Source organism: Devosia sp. J2-20, from assembly GCF_055808475.1.
In genome coordinates this window covers 1147889-1168658 of the sequence record NZ_CM147870.1, presented here as the reverse complement: position 1 = coordinate 1168658, position 20770 = coordinate 1147889, and the positions used below count along the sequence as shown (strand labels likewise).

The 20770-nt window shown below is 60.8% G+C and carries 19 protein-coding genes, 1 tRNA gene and 1 pseudogene; 5 read left to right on the top strand and 16 right to left on the bottom strand.

Going from position 1 to position 20770, the window contains the following annotated elements; translation table 11 throughout:
• Positions 1–146: 146 nt before the first annotated feature.
• Both AC0L37_RS05680 and AC0L37_RS05675 read right to left on the bottom strand, forming a co-directional pair.
• Positions 147–222: transfer RNA gene (locus AC0L37_RS05680), tRNA-Lys, on the bottom strand.
• Between the two features lie 187 nt (positions 223–409).
• The gene (locus tag AC0L37_RS05675) at positions 410–616 is read right to left on the bottom strand and encodes a hypothetical protein (RefSeq protein WP_269369227.1); all 207 of its coding nucleotides are present in this window, start codon (positions 614–616) and stop codon (positions 410–412) included.
• A 416-nt stretch (positions 617–1032) separates the two neighbouring features.
• On the opposite strand from AC0L37_RS05675, the gene AC0L37_RS05670 reads away from it, so the two are divergent.
• Positions 1033–2142, top strand: coding sequence for a pyridoxal phosphate-dependent aminotransferase (locus tag AC0L37_RS05670; RefSeq protein WP_282221747.1), 1110 nt, complete (start codon positions 1033–1035; stop codon positions 2140–2142).
• On the opposite strand, the gene AC0L37_RS05665 is transcribed toward AC0L37_RS05670, so the two are convergent.
• From AC0L37_RS05665 to AC0L37_RS05625, 9 genes are all read right to left on the bottom strand, one after another.
• Positions 2117–3064, bottom strand: coding sequence for an endonuclease/exonuclease/phosphatase family protein (locus AC0L37_RS05665; RefSeq protein ID WP_282221748.1), 948 nt, complete (start codon positions 3062–3064; stop codon positions 2117–2119). The two genes, AC0L37_RS05670 and AC0L37_RS05665, sit on opposite strands and share 26 nt — an antisense overlap.
• A 106-nt stretch (positions 3065–3170) precedes the next feature.
• Entirely contained in the window at positions 3171–4730 is a 1560-nt protein-coding gene (locus tag AC0L37_RS05660; protein WP_282221749.1) for a 2-isopropylmalate synthase, read from the bottom strand.
• A gap of 115 nt (positions 4731–4845) precedes the next feature.
• Positions 4846–4971 carry a hypothetical protein gene (locus AC0L37_RS05655; RefSeq protein WP_282221750.1) on the bottom strand — a complete coding sequence of 42 codons (126 nt, stop codon included), beginning with the start codon at positions 4969–4971 and terminating at the stop codon, positions 4846–4848.
• A 92-nt stretch (positions 4972–5063) separates the two neighbouring features.
• Complete coding sequence (locus AC0L37_RS05650) at positions 5064–5951, bottom strand: PhzF family phenazine biosynthesis protein (protein WP_212657444.1); 888 nt, start codon at positions 5949–5951, stop codon at positions 5064–5066.
• A gap of 10 nt (positions 5952–5961) precedes the next feature.
• The gene (locus tag AC0L37_RS05645; RefSeq protein ID WP_269369221.1) at positions 5962–6453 is read right to left on the bottom strand and encodes a heme-degrading domain-containing protein; all 492 of its coding nucleotides are present in this window, start codon (positions 6451–6453) and stop codon (positions 5962–5964) included.
• A 2-nt stretch (positions 6454–6455) separates the two neighbouring features.
• A complete protein-coding gene (locus tag AC0L37_RS05640; RefSeq protein ID WP_282221751.1) occupies positions 6456–6929 on the bottom strand; it encodes a GFA family protein in 474 nt (157 codons plus the stop codon).
• 152 nt (positions 6930–7081) lie between these two features.
• Complete coding sequence (gene ilvC, locus AC0L37_RS05635; protein WP_212657441.1) at positions 7082–8101, bottom strand: ketol-acid reductoisomerase; 1020 nt, start codon at positions 8099–8101, stop codon at positions 7082–7084.
• A gap of 24 nt (positions 8102–8125) precedes the next feature.
• Positions 8126–8776 carry a TetR/AcrR family transcriptional regulator gene (locus tag AC0L37_RS05630; protein WP_212657440.1) on the bottom strand — a complete coding sequence of 217 codons (651 nt, stop codon included), beginning with the start codon at positions 8774–8776 and terminating at the stop codon, positions 8126–8128.
• Between the two features lie 129 nt (positions 8777–8905).
• Complete coding sequence (locus tag AC0L37_RS05625; protein WP_282221752.1) at positions 8906–9826, bottom strand: AraC family transcriptional regulator; 921 nt, start codon at positions 9824–9826, stop codon at positions 8906–8908.
• A 96-nt stretch (positions 9827–9922) separates the two neighbouring features.
• On the opposite strand from AC0L37_RS05625, the gene AC0L37_RS05620 reads away from it, so the two are divergent.
• From AC0L37_RS05620 to AC0L37_RS05610, 3 genes are all read left to right on the top strand, one after another.
• Complete coding sequence (locus AC0L37_RS05620) at positions 9923–10669, top strand: SDR family oxidoreductase (RefSeq protein ID WP_282221753.1); 747 nt, start codon at positions 9923–9925, stop codon at positions 10667–10669.
• Positions 10670–10857: 188 nt separating this feature from the next.
• A complete protein-coding gene (locus AC0L37_RS05615) occupies positions 10858–11991 on the top strand; it encodes an NADH:flavin oxidoreductase/NADH oxidase (RefSeq protein ID WP_282221754.1) in 1134 nt (377 codons plus the stop codon).
• Between the two features lie 175 nt (positions 11992–12166).
• A complete protein-coding gene (locus AC0L37_RS05610; protein WP_212657436.1) occupies positions 12167–12604 on the top strand; it encodes a hypothetical protein in 438 nt (145 codons plus the stop codon).
• A 9-nt stretch (positions 12605–12613) separates the two neighbouring features.
• On the opposite strand, the gene AC0L37_RS05605 is transcribed toward AC0L37_RS05610, so the two are convergent.
• From AC0L37_RS05605 to AC0L37_RS05585, 5 genes and pseudogenes are all read right to left on the bottom strand, one after another.
• Positions 12614–14545 (bottom strand): potassium transporter Kup, encoded by a 1932-nt coding sequence (locus AC0L37_RS05605; RefSeq protein WP_212657435.1) that lies wholly within the window; start codon positions 14543–14545, stop codon positions 12614–12616.
• 154 nt (positions 14546–14699) lie between these two features.
• Positions 14700–15314, bottom strand: coding sequence for an NADPH-dependent FMN reductase (locus AC0L37_RS05600; protein WP_282221755.1), 615 nt, complete (start codon positions 15312–15314; stop codon positions 14700–14702).
• Positions 15315–15572: 258 nt separating this feature from the next.
• Positions 15573–16315, bottom strand: a pseudogene (locus tag AC0L37_RS05595) (pyridoxine 5'-phosphate synthase).
• A gap of 214 nt (positions 16316–16529) precedes the next feature.
• A complete protein-coding gene (gene ilvN / locus AC0L37_RS05590; RefSeq protein WP_212657432.1) occupies positions 16530–17084 on the bottom strand; it encodes an acetolactate synthase small subunit in 555 nt (184 codons plus the stop codon).
• 22 nt (positions 17085–17106) lie between these two features.
• Positions 17107–18876: an acetolactate synthase 3 large subunit gene (locus AC0L37_RS05585; RefSeq protein ID WP_269369207.1), complete on the bottom strand. Its 1770-nt coding sequence runs from the start codon at positions 18874–18876 to the stop codon at positions 17107–17109.
• Positions 18877–19270: 394 nt separating this feature from the next.
• On the opposite strand from AC0L37_RS05585, the gene AC0L37_RS05580 reads away from it, so the two are divergent.
• Positions 19271–20770 (top strand): inorganic phosphate transporter, encoded by a 1500-nt coding sequence (locus AC0L37_RS05580; protein WP_282221756.1) that lies wholly within the window; start codon positions 19271–19273, stop codon positions 20768–20770.

The window sequence follows — 20770 nt, the reverse complement described above, 5'->3', positions numbered from 1 at the left end:
ACCGTATCCCAGTTGAAAGGGTATCACGTCACCAATCAACCAAAGTCTGAGGATTTGTGCGTGTTTAGGTTGCCTGGAACCAGTCCGGCCAATCGGCCGCACCCGCCCCGGAGGGGAAAACACACACCGATTTCGGATGAGGACTTTGGTGGGCGAGCACGGGTTCGAACCGTGGACCCGACGATTAAGAGTCGTCTGCTCTACCAGCTGAGCTACTCGCCCCTACTGGAGCTTCCAAAGTAGGCGCTCTCTAGCAAAGGGATTTCGCGCTGTCTAGCGCCCTTTGTCACTTTCCTTCAACTCAGGGCAGCCAGAATGTCGCAGGTGGGTATTGCCGGCATCGGCCGCACAAGGCAGCGCCGGAAAAATGTGCCGGCAGCGCACGGGGCCGCCGACACATCAATGCGGGTTACTTCGACACGGCATGGAGATCACGATAGGTCGCGAAATCCAGCACATTGCTCGCTCTCTTGACCGGCAGCTCGGGCAGGTCATCGATAAGGCTGATTGTCCGTTCGACGATATGGAGTAACTGGCGCGACTGACTATCGGCGCTCTGCAGTACTGCAGCCGCCCGCTGCAGATGCTCCCGCGCCACGGCATGGGTAGGCGACATTGCACTAAGCTCCTTCAAAGAATCGCTGTAAGGCCATCGCCCACTGGCGACGCGGCTGGGAATGTGGGCGCGTGTGCTTACGCGGACCTTGCCGGACCCAGTGGCAATTGAATAAAATTGGCATGAATCAAATACTTCCCAGAGACCGCCTTTGCGTGACGCTTAGAGCACCATGAACTCGCTAAGTACCTGTGCAAAACTATGGGCAAGACCAATTGACACTAACGTCCATAAATTCCTCACCGCGACCCAAAATTGCCTGCAGAACAAGCAAACAACAGTCTTTGGACTTCTAAATGATTGTTCTTCTGCGGCAATTAAACTGAATCCCGATCGGCACCGCTTGCCCGAAAATTCCAGATGGCCAGACCGTATTCTGCCGCTAACATGCGCAAACCAATCCGAGAGTTGACTCATTGCCCCGCCCCAGCCTGGCGCCCATCGCCGCCGCCCTGCCCGATACGGTGCCCTTTACCGGTCCCGAAACCCTTGAACGCCGGATGGGGCAGCCATTTCTGGCGCGCCTGGGTGCCAATGAAAGCCCATTTGGCGCCGCACCAGCCGCTCAGGCGGCCATGGCAGCAGCCCTGTCGGCGGGCTGGAAATATGGCGACCCCGAGAATCATGACCTTCGGCACGCGCTGGCTGGCCATCATGGCGTCGAGCCTGACCATATCATGGTGGGTGAAGGCATTGACGGCCTGCTTGGTCTCGCGGTCCGCCTATACGCCGCTCCCGGGGCGATTCTGGTCACCTCCTTGGGCGCCTATCCCACGCTGAACTATCATGCCGCCGGGTTCGGCGCACGGGTGGTCAGCGTCCCTTATCGCGACAATGCCGAAGACCTCACCGCGCTGGCCGCCATGGCCCGCCAGCACGCCGCGGCCATTGTTTATCTGGCCAACCCCGACAACCCGATGGGCAGTTGGCATTCGGCGGAGGCCGTTGAGACCTTCATCGACGCTGTGCCGACCGACACGCTGATCCTGCTCGATGAGGCCTATGGCGAGTTCGCGCCGCAGGGCACCCTGCCCGCGCTCGACACAAGCCGCGCCAATGTGCTGCGCCTGCGCACCTTCTCCAAGGCCTATGGCATGGCGGGCCTGCGCTGCGGCTACGCCATTGGTGACCGCCAGACCATTGGCGCCTTCAACCGCGTGCGCAATCATTTTGGTGTCAACGCCGTTGCGCAGGCTGGCGCGCTGGCCGCTCTGGCTGCGCCCGACCATCTGGCCGACGTACTGGCACGCACCGCTGCTGCGCGCACCCGCATTGCCCAGATTGCAACCATAAACGGATTGCGCCCCCTGCCCTCGGCCACCAATTTCGTGACCATTGATTGCGGCCGTGATGCGGCCTTCGCGAGCGGACTGCTTGATGCCCTGGCCCGGCAGCGCATCTTTATTCGAAAACCCATGGTGCCTGGGCTCGATCACTGCATTCGCATCAGCGTGGGCAGCGATCTCGAGCTGGACCTGCTGACCCAGGCCATGCCCAATGCTATTGCGGCGGTGCCTGCAGATTGACCCGGGCCCACAGGGCCCGGTGGTTTGAGCCATAGCTGTCGGCCACGGCTGAAATCTCATCGATTACCACATCGCCCCGCGTGAACATGTTGTCGATCGGCACGCCCAGCGGTCCCAGGCGCACCGGCCAGGTCGCCGGATGCCACGGCGGCGGCACCAACCCTGTTCGCGCGCTGAAATCGGCCACCTGATCCGACCAGGCCGCAGCATTGTAGTCACCTGCCACAATCACCCGTCCCTCAACCGCATTGATCACCCGGGTGGCACGCTGCAGTTCAGACCATGAGGCCTCGTCGAAATAGGGCTTGGACAGGTGCATACCCACCACGGTCACTGGCACATCATTGATGACGGTCTTGACCACCGCCAGCCGCTCCCGGGGGATGGGTGGCATCAGGAACATGCGCGCATCGGTGATTGGCGTCCGAGAGAAAATCGACAGATCGCAGCTTTTGCGATCATCACAGCCAAAGCGATAGGGCAAGACTTCGGCGATCTGATCGAGATAGCCCGCGATGCCCGGCGTTTCCATGATCACCGCAATGTCTGGCGCAGCCGAAATGATATAATCGGCTGCCGCCTTGCCATCGCGGCTCGCCAGCACGTTGTAGCTGAGCACGTTGATGGTGGTCAGGGTGTCGCCGGCAATTTCTGCGCGACGCTGATAGCCTTCAATGATCGGCAGACTGCCCTGCCAGAGACTGACCGCCATCATGGGGATCACCAGCAAGGCCCGCCAGCGCGCCCCCGTAAACAGCAGGACGCCAGCGAGCGGTAGGCCCAGTGCGACCAGATGAAACCGCAGTGTCTGCAGCAGCTCGATACCCGGCACGATGACTGGAAAGCTGATCATCAACAGGACCGCGGCGTACGCCATGAGCCCAGCGGTCGCCATTCCACGCAACTCGGCCTGCAATTTCATGAAACGCTCCGGGATCGGTCCAGACAGACTGGTGCCGCAAGCAGACAGTCAGTGCAAGAGGCCGCTTGGCGGGGCACCATTGCACCCCGACCAAACAACTGACCGTTTAGCCCGCCAGCGCACCCTGTGCCGAAGCGCCGCGTTCAATCAGCAGGCGATTATAGGCATTGAGATAGGCCCGGGCTGATGCCACCAGCGTATCAGGCTCGGCCGCATTGCCCGAAACGATCCGGCCGTTCAGTTCCAGACGGACATGCGCACTGGCCTGCGCGTCGGTGCCGCCGGTCACGCCGTCCACGGCGTAGAGCACCAGATGCGGCTCCTGCCCCACCGCCGCCTTGATGGCGTTGAAGATCGCATCGACCGACCCGGTACCCTCAAAGGTCACGGACGTTTCGGTTCCGTCAATGCTCAGCGTCAGATCGCAGCTGTGCACACCACCGGTCTTGGATACCACCTGCATATCGACCAGACGGATACGATCTCCGACCGAGCCGACTTCGTCATCCACCAGCGCCACGATATCGGCGTCGTACACATGCTTCTTGCGGTCCGCCAGATCCTTGAAGCGCTGAAAGGCCTCCTGGAACGCGTTGTCGCCCAACTCGTATCCCATCTCGCGCAGCTTGTCCTTGAACGCAGCGCGACCCGAATGCTTGCCCATGACCAAGGTGGTTTCCTTGATGCCAACGCTGGCGGGGGTCATGATTTCATAGGTCTCGGCGTTCTTGAGCATCCCGTCCTGATGGATGCCGCTCTCATGGGCAAACGCATTCTTGCCCACGATGGCCTTGTTGTACTGCACCGGGAAATTGGCAGCCGCCGAAACGATCCGGCTGGCGCGTGCCAGATGAGTGGTCTCGATTTCGGTATGATAGGGCATGGCGTCGCCGCGCGTGCGCAGGGCCATCACCACTTCTTCGAGTGCCGCATTGCCGGCGCGCTCGCCCAGACCATTGATCGTGCATTCGATCTGGCGTGCACCACCGGCAACACCCGCCAGCGAGTTGGCAACAGCCAGCCCCAGATCATTGTGGCAATGCACCGAGAAGATTGCCTTGTCGGCACCCGGCACGCTCTCGATGATCTCCTTGAACATCGCAAAATGCTCGTCGGGCACGGCATAGCCCACCGTGTCAGGCAGGTTGATGGTCGTCGCGCCAGCCTTGATGGCTGCATCGACACAGCGCTTGAGAAACTCCATCGGCGTGCGGGTCGCATCCATGGCCGACCATTCGACATCGTCGATCAGATTGCGCGCCTGCGCCACGGTACGCGAGATGATGTCGATCACCTCGTCCTCGGTCTTTTTCATCTGGTGCGCCAGATGGATCGGCGAGGTCGATACGAAGGTATGGATCCGCCCCTTCTGGGCGTGCCGCACGGCTTCGCCGGCCCGGTCGATATCGGCCGTGATGGCGCGGGCGAGGCCGGCAACCGTGGCACGCTTGACCTGCTTGGCGACTGCAACCACGGCTTCAAAATCGCCGGTGGACGCTATCGGGAAGCCCGCTTCGATGATGTCCACGCCCATATCATCGAGCGCTTCGGCGACCTGCAGCTTCTCTTCGAGAGTCATCGTCGCGCCGGGCGACTGCTCGCCGTCACGCAGTGTGGTGTCGAAGATGAAGACGCGGTCTTTATTGGTGTCGGTGGAGGTCGTCATGGTCTAGTTCCCATCAGGTGGCCCAGAGCAAAGCTCTCACAGGGCCGGACATTTGCTGTGCGGCATGTGGCGTAATCCCCTGACGACCCGCTCGGAAAATCCGAGCTGCCGGTGATCAGGGGCTGATAAGAAGGAGTAGCAGTGCGGCGGGCAGCAGCAGCAAGCTGGCAGCAATGATCAGGCGAGCCCGAAGGGCGTCGCTCTGGCTGATTGCAATGGCTTGAGCGCGGTTGCGCGGCATGGATCAATTCCTGATTTATAGTAACAATGCGCGAAAGCTGGCCCCGGTGCAAGCCCAACGGCACAGACAAGGTGTCTTTTTGCTGAACCGGGTCAGTCGCCCAGGTCCAGCACCCCTTCCCCGACAATCACCGCATGGCCTCCAATGCCGCCATGCACCAGCTCGCCCTGCTCCTTGCGCAACTGGATGCTGATGCGGCATGGCCGCCCCATTTCATGCCCCTGGCGCAGCACAAAATCCGACTGTCCCGTTGCCAGATTGGCGTGCTCGGAGAGCAGGCCGATCAGCGAAGCGGCCGCTGAGCCGGTGCCCGGATCTTCGCCAACACCCATGCCGAACATGCGCGCCGCCAGATCATTATCGGGTTCGTTTGGCGTCAGCGTGAACACATAGGCCGAGTGGTGTTCGTGCTTGAACACGGTGTTCCAGATGGCGTTGTTGACGGTGATGCGCTTGAGCGCATCGGCATTGCGCACCGGCACCAGATGGTAGGGCACACCTGCAGAAAACACGGCGGGACGATACTCATCACAGCCGATATCCTCCACCTCGAGCCCGAGCGCCTGAGCAATGCCCAAAGTATTGTTGAGCTCGGCGACCCGACCGGGCAGCATTGGCAGCCCGAAACGCGCCTCGCCTGAACGCTTGTCCTTCTTTTCAAAAAGCGCCGTCACAAGACCGATCTTCTCCTCGATCCGCACGGCGGTGACCTTCTTGTGCAGACCCAGCACCACCGCGCTGCCTATGGTTGGGTGACCGGCAAACGGCAGTTCCTCATGAGGTGTGAAAATGCGGATCGCGGCTGTGTTGCGCTCGCCCTTGGGCTTGAGCACAAACACGGTCTCGCTAAGGTTGAACTCGCGGGCGATCGCCTGCATCTCGCCATCCAGCAGGCCGTCACCCTTGGTGACCACGGCCAGCTGATTGCCCTTGAGTGGGCTGTCGGTAAAGACATCCAGCAGCAGATAATCCAGCTTCATCACTGTCGTCCTATTCAGCAGCCAATCGGTAGGTGTCGCGGCTCTTGCCCAGATGGTCACACAGCATGTCCACGACCACGCCGTGATCCTGCCGTCCGGGCAGCCCCGAAACTGTCACGCAACCGATGATGCCGGCATTGAGCACCCGAATGGGAAAACCGCCGCCGGCGATGACGAAGTCTGCTGGATCGGCACCCGACTGAGGCGAGAACGGCACCTCGCCCCTTTCAAGCACCATGCGATAGCTGGCCTTGTGGAACCGCCGCACGGTATTGATCTTGCGCCGTACCCATTCGGCATTGTCAGCACTGGTGCCGGCCGTCGCTGCAAAGAACATCTGCCGGTCCCAGCTGCGCACATCGATCACGATGCCAAGGCTGTCCGCCAGCGCCCGCTCGCGCAGGGCGGACCCCAGCGCAAAGGCCACGTCCTCATCAAACTGGGGCAGAACCAGTTCCCGTTCCTGCTGTTTGACCAACGCAATATCGTCTTGGACAGTCATGTTCAGTGATCCTTGCCAGTCAGTTCGGTCCAGGCTTTGTTGAGCGATTCGCGGTCGCTGGGCTGCCCCGGCATATTGACCAGGTCCGGGTCAAGCTTGACCCATGCCGCCTTGCTGTCTGTCCAGATATTGCCCACCGGCTGGGCCCAGTCGAGATCATCCAGAGAGCCGGCACGCAACACCATCATGCCCGGCGCGGATTGCGGCAAATTCCACAACCAGCCGTGGCAATGGGCGCAGAACTGCATTGAAATGATCCGACCGCTTTGCGATGGCTTTTCGTAAGTCGCAAGCGTGCCGCTGAGCTGCTCGACATTGTCGCGACTGGTGGTCACCGACATCGACCATGCCGCACCCGAAAAGCGCTGGCAGTCCTTGCAGTGGCAGTTATAGACCGACATCGGGCTGGCCTTGAGCCGATAGCGCACCGCCCCACACTGGCAGCCACCCTCAACTGGAAATTCCGGCAAGCTCATCGCACCCTCCTCGACTCGACTATTTCTAGGTCCCGGGGGCTTTTAGCCCAGTTTGGCCACCATCAGAAGTCTGGGCTGCCGCACACTGCCCAATCTGTCAAAAAAACAGGGGCCCCGAAGGACCCCTGCAAAAACAGCCAGTCGATAACGACTTAGTTCTTTTCCTTGTCGACCAGGGCGCCGGCCTTGATCCAGGGCATCATGTCGCGCAGCTTGCTGCCGACTTCCTCGATCTGGTGCTCGTCGTGCAGGCGACGGGTCGCCTTGAAGCGCGAACCACCAGCCTTGATTTCCTGCATCCACTCGGAGGTGAACTTGCCCGACTGAATGTCGTGCAGCACGCGCTTCATCTCGGCCTTGGTCTCGGCAGTGATGATGCGGGGGCCGGTCACATACTCGCCCCACTCAGCGGTGTTGGAGATCGAGTAGTTCATGTTGGCGATGCCGCCCTGATAGATCAGGTCGACGATCAGCTTCACTTCATGCAGGCACTCGAAATAGGCCATTTCTGGCGCATAGCCGGCTTCCACCAGCGTTTCGAAGCCAGCACGGATCAGTTCAACCACGCCGCCGCACAGCACAGCCTGTTCACCGAACAGATCGGTTTCGCACTCTTCGCGAAAATTGGTTTCGATGACGCCCGAACGGCCGCCGCCAACACCCGAGGCATAGGCCAGCGCGATGTCATGGGCGTTGCCCGAAGCGTCCTGATGCACAGCGATCAGGCATGGCACGCCGCCACCCTTCTGGTATTCGCCGCGCACGGTATGCCCTGGACCCTTTGGCGCGATCATGATCACGTCAACAGTGGCTTTTGGCTCGATCAGGTTGAAGTGCACGTTCAGACCGTGGGCGAATGCCAGCGCAGCGCCGTCACGGATGTTTGGCTCGATGTGCTCTTTGTAGATGTCGGCCTGCAGCTCGTCCGGCACCAGCATCATGATCACGTCAGCCCACTTGGAAGCGTCGGCAACGCTCATCACCTTGAGGCCCTCGCCTTCGGCCTTCTTGGCCGAGGGGGAACCGGGACGCAGGGCGACGACCACATCGGTGATGCCCGAGTCACGCAGGTTCAGCACATGGGCATGGCCCTGGCTGCCATAGCCGACAATCGCGACTTTGCGGGATTTGATGATGTTGAGATCGGCATCACGATCGTAATAGACGCGCATGGGTTGCTCCCTTGAAAAGCGGTGTTATGCGTTATTGGCTTTTGCCCCGTACAGGGCAAAGAACTGGTCGGTCGCGGATTTTACATCCACGTCGATATTGGCTTCGACATTGGCCTGGGTCAGCGAGTTATCGCCAAGCAACAGGCGGATCTGCACATCGCGGACAACGAGGCCGAAAAATGTACGATAGGCGTCTTCGCTGCTTGTGAAGCGCAACAGGCGCGCATCGCGACCAGCCTCGAGAATGGGTTTAAGCCGGCGGCGAATGGCCATGGGCCCATTCTCCAGCACGATATTGCCCAGACGGTCTTTTTCTTGTGCCGCATGGGTCACAGCCGTGCGGTTGAGCGTAATGGACACCTCACCGGTGATCACCGTCAACAGGTCACGGGCAAATTGCTCAATGCTGGCGCGCAGCACCTTGGCATTCAGACCCGTGCGGTCCACCTGCGGCATGCGCACTTTGGCGGCCTGCCATTGCACGGTTGCCGTGAGCAGCCCATCACGGTCCCCAAACCACTTGTAGAGCGTTTCCTTGGAGCATGAGGCGCGCCGCGCTACTGCGGTCATGGTCAGCCCGTCCCCGTTCTCCACGAGCAGATCCAGCGCCGCCGTCAGCACAGCCTGCTGTCGGGGGGTGAAAATCTCTTCGTTGACCTTGATGGTCACGGGCACAGCCAGTTCCTCGCATCACAGCCGAACGGTTTCGGCCAATTTCGTTCGATGCGTACCGTACGGTACGGTTCTATGCAAGTGAAATGTTCCGAAGTCCGTGCATTCATCCCCAGGGCAGTGCCGACGCCCTCAGGTTCCGGTGGGCACATCAATCGATGCCCCGTTGGCGCGGGAATAGTGCGTCGGGGGCATGCCCACGAAGCGGGTAAAGGCGACACTGAATGCGCTGGCCGACGCATAGCCCACCCGCTCGGCAATCTCCTTGATTCCCCCTTCATGGCGCCGTAGCAGGCTTTTCGCCAGCGCCATGCGCCAGGCAATCAGATACGCCATCGGCGACAGACCCACCGCTTTGCGGAACCGCGCGAAGAACACCGAGCGCGACAACGCCGCCTCGTTTGCCAGCTGCTCCACCGTCCAGTCCCGTTCGGTGCTTTCATGCATGCGGCGCAGCGCGACGGCCAGCCGCGCATCGGCCATCCCGCGCAGCAGGCCCGGCGAGGCCGCAGTGTCAGATGCCGAGCGCAAGGCCTCGATCAGTAGCACCTGCAGCAACCGCTCCAGGACCATCTCGCGCGCTGGTCGATCATCCAGCGCTTCGCCCCGGATCAACTGGACAATGGTGGCCAGTCGCTTTTGCCCGCGGACATGGACCAACTCCGGCAAGAGCGCCATCAGCAACGCCGCATCGGGCGATCCGAACGCCAGTCGTCCCACCAGCGCACGCATGTTGGGCGCCCCATCGGGATCGCCGTGCCGCGTTTCGCCTGCCAGTTGCGTGACCGCAGACGCATCATTGCCTCCATCCTTCTCAAGGCTGGCCAGGGTAAAGTGATGGGTAGCCGGGATCAGGAAGAAATCACTCTCGGCCAGATCGCGGTCATCTTGTCCCGGCAGGGACAGCCGGGCGCCGCCTTCAAGGATGACGCAAAACAGCGGCTGCCCACCACCACTACCATCCACCCGCCAGACGCCCGCGCCACTGGTCGCTTTGGAAAACGGCAGAGTGGGCTGCAGCAGCGCCACCACTTCGGCGAACGGATCGGTCATTTCGGACTATCTCAAACAGAACCCAGACTTCGCATGATATAAAGTCCAGCGGCGTTCGTCTACATCTCTGTCATCGGACAGTGAAAGGAACTTCCCATGCAGACCGTACTCATTACCGGTTGCTCGTCAGGCTTCGGGCTCGACATCGCCAGATACTTTCTGGACCGCAACTGGAACGTCATCGCCACCATGCGCACGCCTCAGTCAGATCTGCTGCCGGCATCGGATCACCTGCGCATTTTACCGCTTGATGTCACCAGTGATCAAAGCGTGCTCAAGACACTGAGCGATGCCGGCCCCATCGACCTGCTCGTCAACAATGCGGGCATCGGCTTTCTCAATGCGCTTGAGGGCACCCCGATCGACACCGCGCGCGACATGTTCGAAACCAACACGCTGGGGACCATGCGCGTGACCCAGGCCGTATTACCGCAGTTCAGGGCGCGTCAGGCCGGAATGATCATCAACGTCACCTCCAGCGTCACCCTCAAGCCCTTACCCTTGCTCGCCGCCTACACCGCCAGCAAGGCCGCGGTGAACGCCTTCACCGAATGCTTGGCGCTGGAACTCGAACCGTTCAACATCAAGGTCCGGATCGTGCTGCCCGGCGCCGCCCCAGCCACCAATTTCGGCAAGACCGCGATGGCGCGCATGCAGGAGCAGGGCGGCTTCCCGCAAGCCTATGCCGGCTTTGCGCAAGCAATCATTGCCCAGATGCAGCAATCGGACGCGCCCAGGACGCAATCAGCCGACGTTGCCCAGGCGGTATGGCGTGCGGCTACTGATCCCGACTGCCCGATGCGCCTCGCTGCTGGCGCCGACGCCGTCGCGCTGATGGATTGAACCAGCCGTATGCCGCATCCTGCCGTCGCCAGTATTGGCGGCGGCAGCTCCTGTCCCCCGCGGGAGCAATGCCTTCTGATTTTTACGGCTGTATTGACGATCCGTTCTATCATCGGCACTTGCCGATGGAGGCGCGAATGTCCATCTTGTGGGAGCCATCCTCCCGGCCTCAAGCAATAGAGCCTTTCATGTCAGCACTTTTCTCCCCAGCCACACTGCGCGGCCTCACGCTGCGCAATCGTACCGTCGTAGCCCCCATGTGCCAGTATTCGGCCAAGGACGGCATGGCCAATGACTGGCATTTTGCCCATCTGGGCCGATTTGCCATGGGCGGCTTCGGACTGGTGATTCTGGAAGCTTCGGGCGTCACCGCACAGGGACGTATTTCCTATGGCGATCTGGGCATTTGGAAAGACGAACAGATCGCGCCCCTGGCCCGCATTGTCGACTTCCTGCACAGCCAGGGCGCTGCCGCCGGCATTCAGCTGGCCCATGCAGGGCGCAAGGCCTCCACCCCGATCGCCTGGCGACGCGGCTTTGATGAAACCGAGGCGGAAAAGGCCGAGTTCGGCTTTGAGCACTGGACCCCTGTTGCACCCAGCGCCCTCTCCCACGCCCCCGACAATCCTGAGTTCCAGACACCGACGGCGCTCGATGCCGATGGCATCAAGGAGTTGATCGCCGCCTTCGTCGCTGCTGCCAGGCGCGCCGACGCGGCTGGTTTCGACACCGTCGAAATCCATGCCGCCCATGGCTATCTGCTGGATCAGTTCCTCTCCCCGCTCGCCAATAAGCGTACCGACAACTATGGCGGCAGCCGCGAGAACCGCATGCGCCTGCTGCTGGAGGTCACCGAGGCCGTGCGCGCCGTCTGGCCCGCTGAAAAACCCTTGCTGGTCCGCCTGTCAGTCAGCGACTGGCATCCCGATGGCTGGCAGGTCGAGGACAGTGTTGTGCTGTCCCGTGAACTCAAGGCACGCGGCGTCGATGCCATCGACTGCTCCAGTGGAGGCTTTGACGGAGCCAAGATCCAGCTCGGCCCGAAATATCAGGTTCCCTTCGCCCAGGCTGTCCGAGATGGCGCCGACATTCCAACCATGGCCGTGGGCCTGCTCGGCGACTTCGATGAGGCCGAAGCCATCATTGCCAACGGCGAGGCTGACTATATCGCACTGGCCCGGGGCGCCCTGGATGACCCCAACTGGCCATTGCATGCCAACCATCATCTCGGTGCTGATGACTATGATCTGTGGCCCAAGCAAGCCAATCGGGTGCGCGACCGCGACCGCTCGCTAGGCCTGCGCAGCTTCGCCAAAGCCTGATCTGATCAGTCCTACCAATGCCCCATCGACCAATCGGTGGGGCATTTTTCCTAACCGCCCCGGCAAAACCGCCAAAGCGTCAAATCGGCAACGCAATCTTGCCGTTTTGCATCGCCACCCTTGTCGGGCACCCAATCAGTCACCAACTGGTTGAGGCATAAAGGGAGAATGCGCAATGGATACCAAGGCCGCAATCATAGCTCTGCTCAGCGTATGGGGCGTTGGCACCTGCGTAACCGTCCCCGCGATCGCGCAGGACGCGCAAGATACCGAGGATGCCGCCGACGACGACGGCGACCGGGGCAATCCTCTGCTCAACAAGGTATGGGTACGCTCGGACGCAGATCCTTCCCTGCCCGGTCCGATGCAGATCTTTCTTGCCGATGGCACCTTGGTCAGCGATAGCTGCTGGGAAACCTATCGGCTGTCGACCTGGCAACAGGTCTCGGAAAGCGCCATCAGCTGGAACGAAGACGGCATGACCATCAATGCCGATATCGCCAGCCTGACCGAGTCCGAACTGGTGCTCAGCCTCAAGCTGGGTAACGACGTAACGGAGCAGCGCTTCATCACCGCAGACGTGCCCTATGTCTGCCCCGATATGGAGAAGTAGCCCGCAGGGCTAAAGCACCACCTGGGTACCGATCTCCACCACTCGCCCCGTCGGAATATGAAAATACTCCGTTGCGTCACTGGCATTGCGCGCCAGTCGGGTGAACAGTCGATCCTGCCAGAAGCGCAACGGGTTGCCGGGCTTCGGACCGGGCTTGAGCGAACGCCGTGACAGGAAGAACGATGTCGACATGATGTCGAACTTCCAGCCCAGCTTGCGGCCAAGCGCCAGTGCCGTCGGAATATTCGGCGTTTCCATATAGCCAAACGTCACCACCACGCGGCTGAACAGCTCGTTATAGGCGTCGATGGTGACCTTTTCGTCATCGGCAACGCGCGGCGAAGCGGAGGTGCGTACAGTCAGGATCACGTTCTGCTCATGCAGCACCTTGTAGTGCTTGAGGCTATGCAGCAGCGCCGTTGGTGCGCCTTCGATATCGCTGGTCAGGAACACAGCCGTACCGGGCACCAGAGTTGGCTGTTTCTTGGCGAGGTTTTCCACCAGAAACTCCAGCGGCACCTCATCGCGACGGGTCTTTTCAGCCAGACGATGGCGACCTACCATCCAGCTCCACATCACCAGTGCAACCACGGCCGCCACAGCGGCCGGAACCCAGCCCCCTTGGAACAGCTTGGCCGCATTGGCAGTAAAGAACGCACCATCGACGACGGCAAACACCAGACCAAAGGCGATGACAGCCGCGGGGTGCCATTTCCAGTTGCGCCACATCACCACCACCAGCAGCGCCAGGGTGACCATCATCACCCCCGACACAGCGATGCCATAGGCGTTCGACAGTGCTTCGGAGCTACCAAAGGCGACCACCAGGATCAGCACGCCGATCAGCAGCATGGTGTTGATCTGGGGCATATAGACCTGACCACTCTGGGTCTCGGATGTGTGCAGCACCTGCATGCGGGGCAACATGTTCAGCGCAATAGCCTGCTGCGCCAGGCTGAACGTGCCTGAAATCACCGCCTGGCTGGCAATGATGGTAGCCATCGTCGCCAGACCAACGAAGGGCAGCAATGCCCAGTCCGGCTGCATTTCAAAGAATGGACTCTCCACATTGTGGACGCCCACTTCGAGCACGAATGCCCCCTGCCCGAAATAGTTCAGCAACAGGCATGGGAAGACCAGACCGAACCAGGCCATGACAATCGGCTTGCGACCAAAATGGCCCAGATCAACATAGAGCGCTTCAGCGCCGGTCACCGCCAGGAAAATGGCGCCGAACACCACAAAGGCAATCGCATAGTGGGTGTAGATAAACTCCAGGCCCAGCAGCGGATTGATTGCCCACAGCACAGCCGGATAATCGATGATATGCACCAGGCCCGAAAAGCCCAGCACGAGGAACCAGACCGCCGTGATGGGGCCAAAGATGATCGATACCTTGGCCGTGCCAAATCTTTGCACGAAGAACACGCCCAGAATGATCACCAGCGTGATCGGCACCACCCAGCGCGCCATGCCCGGCTGCACCAGTTGCACGCCCTCGACAGCCGAGAGCACAGAGATGGCGGGCGTAATGATGGCGTCGCCAAAGAACATGGCGGCACCCAGTACACCCAGTACCGTGATCCAGATTGGCGGATTGGTGAAGGTCTTGCGCGCCAGCGCCATCAGCGAAAGCGTGCCGCCTTCGCCGTTATTGTCAGCGCGCGTCACGAAGAACACGTACTTGACCGCGACCGTCAGGGTCAGCGCCCACACGATCAGAGACAGCAGCCCCAGAATTTCCGTGCTGGTCTCGGCCGCACCCGGCCGCACTGTCATCGCCTGGCGGAATGCATAGATCGGGCTTGTACCAATATCGCCATACACGACACCGATCGCGCCCAGCACGAGCAAGGGTAGGTCTTTGTCGGAATGTGAGTGGCTATTGTGGTCGCTCGCATCGACGCCGACATTGTCGTCGGCCGAATTCGTCTGCGTCATGAACCCTGTGCTCTCTTGATCAAAGGCGGGGCGGCTATACACCCGGCCACAGTCACACACAACACCCTGTCACAACAATGGTTCAAACCAACAAGGGCCGCTCCGTATGGAGCAGCCCTTGCAGGTAAACCAGACTTGGAGGTCCAGGTAAGCTTTATTCGGCGGCCTGCGCGGCAGCGGCGTCGGCTTCGCGAGCCAACTTGGTCGCATTGCCCCACCAAACGATCTGCTTGAGCATGTCGGCGGCAGCGCCACCGATCGAGCCCTCGATCTCGGCGATTTCCTTGTTCTGCTGGCCCAATGGGTGCACCGCAAAGAAGTCCGAACCACCGATATGAACGGCCGAACGGGTCGACACCATCTGCAACTCCACGCCAATACCGCGCAGGTGTTCAGCAGCACGAGTGCCACCGACCGAACCATAGGCAACCATGCCAAATGGCTTGTTGTTCCACTCGACATAAGCCTGATCGAGCGCATTCTTCAGAGCGCCGGTGATCGAGCGGTTATATTCAGCGACGACGAAGATATAGCCGTCAAATTCACCAATCTTGTTCTGCCAGGCAACGGCCTTCGGGTCGCTCGAAGGCATCCACAAATTGGAAGCCATTTCGTTGAAGAACGGCAGGTCAAAGGACTTCAGGTCGACCAGTTCGGCAGTGATGCCGTCAAATGCGTTGGCCTTGTCGAGGATCCACTGCGCTGGCTTTTCGCCAAACCGGCTATCGCGGGTGGAGGAAATGATAACGGCAATCTTGAGATCGGACATGGCGTCCTCCTTGGTAACAAATCGTAACTGAGGCGATATATGTGCCTATTACGATGACTCACAAGGAGGTACGGCACTGTCGCTCAGGGACAGCGAACTGCCCAGGGCACACACATGTAAGTATAAGAAAACATGGGTTTATTGCCCAGTGAGCCGCTGGAACGACCGGTCAGCGTGGCAATAGCGAGACTCTGGCGACGCACTGTTCGCCAAAGACGCTACAATCCTGAGCGCATCCAGCCCAGGAAGACCGCCGACTCAGTCGTCCAGTACGGCACAATAGGCTTTGACCGCAGGACCAAAGCCCATCAGCAAGGCGTCGGCCGTCAGCCCATGCCCGATCGAAACTTCGTCCACACCATGCACCGCGGCCTGAAATGCCGGGAGGTTGGCCAGTGTCAGATCGTGGCCTGCATTGACGCCCATTCCTGCTGCATGGGCGGCCCGCGCCGTCTCCGAGAGTGCGGCCAGTTCGTACTCGGCCTTGTCAGGGTCAGCGTAACAGCCGCCATACGGGCCGGTGTAGAGCTCGATCCGATCAGCACCCGTGGCCTTGGCCGCTGTCACCCCGTCAATCCCCGCTTCGGGATCACAAAAAGCGAAACCCGCCGCCCCGGCGCCTTGATCTGCTGCACCATCGAGGTCAGGTAATTGCCCTTGCCATGAAAGTCCCAGCCATGATCCGAGGTCGCCTGCTCGGGACTGTCGGGCACCAGCGTGACCTGCTGCGGGTTGACCTGCTGGATCATTGCGATGAAATCGGGGCTGGGATAGCCCTCGATGTTGAACTCGGCCTCGGGGTATTCCGCGCGCAACATGTCGGCCAGTTCGAACACATCGGTGCGCCGGATATGGCGCTCATCAGGGCGTGGATGAATGGTGATGCCGCTGGCACCCGCATCAAGCACCACGCGCGCAATCCCGACCACACTGGGCCAGGGCAGATCGCGACGATTGCGCAATTGCGCGACGGCGTTGAGATTGACGGAAAGCAGGGTCATAAGCGCACCAGAACTGAAGTCGGTGAATCACTACACCATTGGCGCCGACGCGCCCAACCGGCATTTGTGATGAGACCCATCAGGCATTCATATGGCGCCACCCTGCCCTACCGAAGATGTCAGGGCGTCGCGACAAGTACCGCACCACCGCTCGGCACAGCAACAGCGCAGGCAGATTTCGCCGCCTCGCGCTGAGTTTGTATCCGGCGTAGTCTTACATGCTCTGCGGCCCGCGCGAGATTGCGGCCAGGCCGGTGCGGACGACTTCGACCAGCCCCAGAGGCTGCATCAGTGCGATGAAGCTGTCGATCTTAGCCGGCTTGCCCGTCACTTCGAACACAAAGCTCTCCACCGAGGCATCAACGATCTGCGCGCGGAAGGCATCGGCCAGCCGCAACGTCTCGGCGCGGTGATCGCCCGAACCGGCAACCTTGATCAGCGCCAGCTCACGCTCCAGCGATGCGCCTTCAGCCGTCAGATCGTGCACCTTGTGGACCGGCACCAGCCGCTCAAGCTGCAGCTTGATCTGGATCAGCGTCTTGGGCGTGGCGATGACAACAACGGTGATGCGACTAAGTCGCCGACCGTGTTCGGTCTCACTGACGGTCAGGCTTTCGATATTGTAGCCACGCGCCGAAAACAGACCGACGACCCGGGCGAGAATGCCCGGCTCATTGTCGACCAGCACGGAGAGCGTGTGGCGTTCGATTTCCTGGGTTTCGCTGGTCAGGAAATAGGCGGAGCCGGTGGGCTGCAAATGTGCGTTCATGATTGTTCTCCTCTGCAGCGCCCTAGACGAGCTGCCGTCCCTTCTCGTCGATGATGGACCCGATATTGGCCGTATCGGGCAGGATGATCTCATTATGCGGCTTGCCCGAAGGGATCATGGGCAGGCAGTTCTCGTCCTTCTCCACGATCACGTCGAACAGCACCGGGCCGTCATAGTCGAACATTTCGGCAATCGCCGCGTCGAGCTCGGCAGGGTTCTCGCAGCGAATGCCCTTGCCACCATAGGCCTCGGCAAGCTTGACGAAATCGGGCAGCGATTCCGAATAGGAGTGCGCATAGCGCGAACCATGCAGCAGGTCCTGCCACTGGCGAACCATGCCCATGCGCTCATTGTTGAGGATGAAGATCTTGATCGGCAGGCGATACTGCACCGCCGTCGAAATCTCCTGCATGGTCATCTGCACGCTGGCTTCGCCGGCAATGTCGATCACCAGTGCATCAGGATGCGCCACCTGCACGCCGACCGCGGCTGGCAGGCCATAGCCCATCGTGCCCAGACCACCTGAGGTCATCCAGTGGTTCGGCTTGTCGAAGTGGAAGTGCTGCGCTGCCCACATCTGGTGCTGCCCCACCTCGGTGGTGATGAACACCTCCTTGCCCTGCTTCTTGCTGGCCTCATAAAGGCGCTCAATGGCGTATTGCGGCTTGATCACCGTGTCGGAGTTCTTGTAGCCCAGCGAATTGACCGCACGCCACGCTTCGATCTGCTTCCACCATGGGGCAATCGCCTCGGTACGCGGCTGATTGGTCTTGCTGCGCCACACCCGCACCATCTCGGACAGAACGCGTTCGCAATCGCCGATGATCGGCACATCGACGCGCACCACTTTGTTGATTGATGAGGGGTCGATATCGACATGGATCTTGGCGCTATTGGGCGAGAACGCGTCAATGCGACCGGTGATGCGGTCGTCAAACCGCGCGCCGATATTGATCATGACGTCGCAATCATGCATCGCCAGATTGGCCTCGTAGGTGCCGTGCATGCCCAGCATGCCCATCCATTGCGGATTGGAGGCAGGAAAGGCGCCCAGACCCATCAGCGTCGAGGTCACCGGGAAGCCGGTCAACTCGGCCAGCTCGCGCAGATGCGCGGAGGCCTCTGGACCAGCATTGATCACGCCACCGCCAGTATAAAAGATCGGGCGTTCGGCCTTGAGCATCAGGTCCACAGCGGCTTCGATTGCGGCCGCGTCGCCATCCACCTGCGGGCGGTAGCTCTGATGGCGCAGTGTCTCGAGATCGGGCTTGTAGTAGTCGCCCATGGCAAACTGCACATCCTTGGGGATGTCGATCACCACCGGACCGGGCCGGCCGGTCGAGGCGATCAGGAAAGCCTCGTGCATGATACGCGGCAGGTCTTCGATGCGTTTGACCAGATAATTGTACTTGGTGCAGCTGCGGGTGATGCCGACCGTGTCGCACTCCTGAAAGGCGTCGGTGCCGATCAGCGTGGTGGGCACCTGCGCCGTGATGCAGACCATGGGAATGGAATCCATCAGCGCATCGGTCAGCCCGGTCACCGCATTGGTTGCGCCGGGACCCGAGGTCACCAGCACGACGCCGGGCTTGCCGGTGGAACGCGCATAGCCTTCAGCCATGTGGGTAGCACCCTGCTCATGGCGCACCAGGATGTGCTGGATAGTGTCCTGCTGGAACATGGCATCATAGATCGGCAAAGCAGCGCCGCCCGGATAACCGAAGATATGTTCGACCCCCTGATCGCACAGCGCCTGAATTACCATTTCCGCGCCGGTCATTCTTTCGGCCATAATTCTTGTCCCTTCCTTCAGTCCATTGTCCTGACCCAGTCTCGTAGTTGGCGAAAACCGGGCAATAAAAAAGGCCCCGTTCGGGACCTGTTTTCGGCGCACCAGCTATCGCGCGGGATCTTATCCCACGTTGCCGATGCGCCTGCGTACTACGAGAATGAGTGCCCGCACGGGACCTCTCCATATAAAATTATGGTCGCATTGATAGGAGCATTGCCGCAAAGCTGTCAAGACCTCGAGGGTTCAGAGCGTCCAGCAGTGCGATTTTCTGTGACCGCGGTAGATATCGCCACCACCGGCGCAATCAACTGGGGTAGCGTGCAACAAGAGGGGTAGCCATTTGCGCTGACAATGGTATTGCCCACCAAACGCTTCATGTGACGGATATGTGACAATGGCAAAGCCCGCGCTGGACAAGGACCTCAAGCGGGTCTCCGGCCTCGAAGTCGCCACCCACGACCTTGCCCGCTCTTTGGCCGGTCCGGGCATCGCTCTGGTATTTCTGCTGGCGGCTGCCGTCTGGGCCAGCTTTGTGGTTGCCGACGGTCCCACCAGCTATCTGGTGGTCATCGCCGCGGTGATCGCCGGTTACATGGCGCTCAATGTCGGTGCCAATGACGTCGCCAACAATATGGGCCCCGCCGTTGGCTCCAAGGCGCTGACCATGCTGAGCGCCCTGATTATCGCCGGCACTTTCGAAGCCGCCGGCGCCCTGCTTGCTGGTGGCGACGTGGTCAACACCGTGGCCCGCGACCTGCTGATCGGCGAACAGCTCGACGGCGACACCTTCGTTCTGGTGATGATGGCGGCCCTGCTCGCCTCCGCTCTCTGGGTCAATCTGGCCACTATTATCGGCGCGCCCGTTTCCACCACTCATGCGGTAGTCGGCGGTGTGGTCGGCGCCGGCGTGGCATCGGCAGGCTTCGGTTTCATCGCCTGGCCCATCATTGGTACCATCGCGGCCAGCTGGGTGATCTCCCCCATGCTGGGCGGCATCTTCGCGGCCATCCTGCTGACCATTATCCGCGTCACCATCACCAATCGCATCGACATGATTTCGGCGGCGCGCGTCTGGGTGCCTATTCTTGTGGCCCTGATGACGGGCATCTTTGCCATGTATCTGGCCACCAAGGGTCTCAAGCGCATCTGGAAGCCCGACCTGCCACTGGTCATGCTGCTCGGTCTGTCCTTTGCGGCTTTGGGCTGGATCATCGCCATGCCGATGGTGCGCCGCCAGTCGCTGACCATCGAGAACCGCAAGAAGCATATCGCCAAGCTGTTCCGCGTACCTTTGATCGTGGCGGCTGCACTGCTCTCCTTTGCTCACGGCGCCAATGACGTCGCCAACGCAGTGGGGCCCTTCGCTGCCATCGTCACCACGATCCAGACCGGGCACATGGAGTCCGCCGGTCTGGCCCTGCCGCTATGGGTGCTGTTTATCGGCGCGGTGGGTATTGCGCTGGGATTGGCCCTGTTCGGACCACGCCTGATCCGCAAGGTTGGCGAACAGATCACCAAGCTCAACGAGATCCGCGCCTATTGCGTGGCACTGTCAGCCGCCTGCACCGTGCTGGCTGCGTCCGCTCTGGGTCTGCCGGTGTCGTCTACCCATATCGCCGTCGGCGCCATTTTCGGCGTCGGTTTCCTGCGCGAATACATCGCCCAGCGCGAAATGAAGGGCAATGCCGTCCCCGCTCAGGCTCGTTTCGTCGACCCAGCCATGCTCAATGCCACGCCCGAAGATGCGCTGGCCAAGGAGCGTCAGCAGGCCCGGCGGCGTCTGGTTCGACGCCAGCATGTGCTGAGCATCGCGGCAGCCTGGGTGATTACGGTTCCGGCGTCAGCCGTGCTGGCCGCGCTGGTATTTCTCGGCCTTAATCTGGTGATCGGCTAG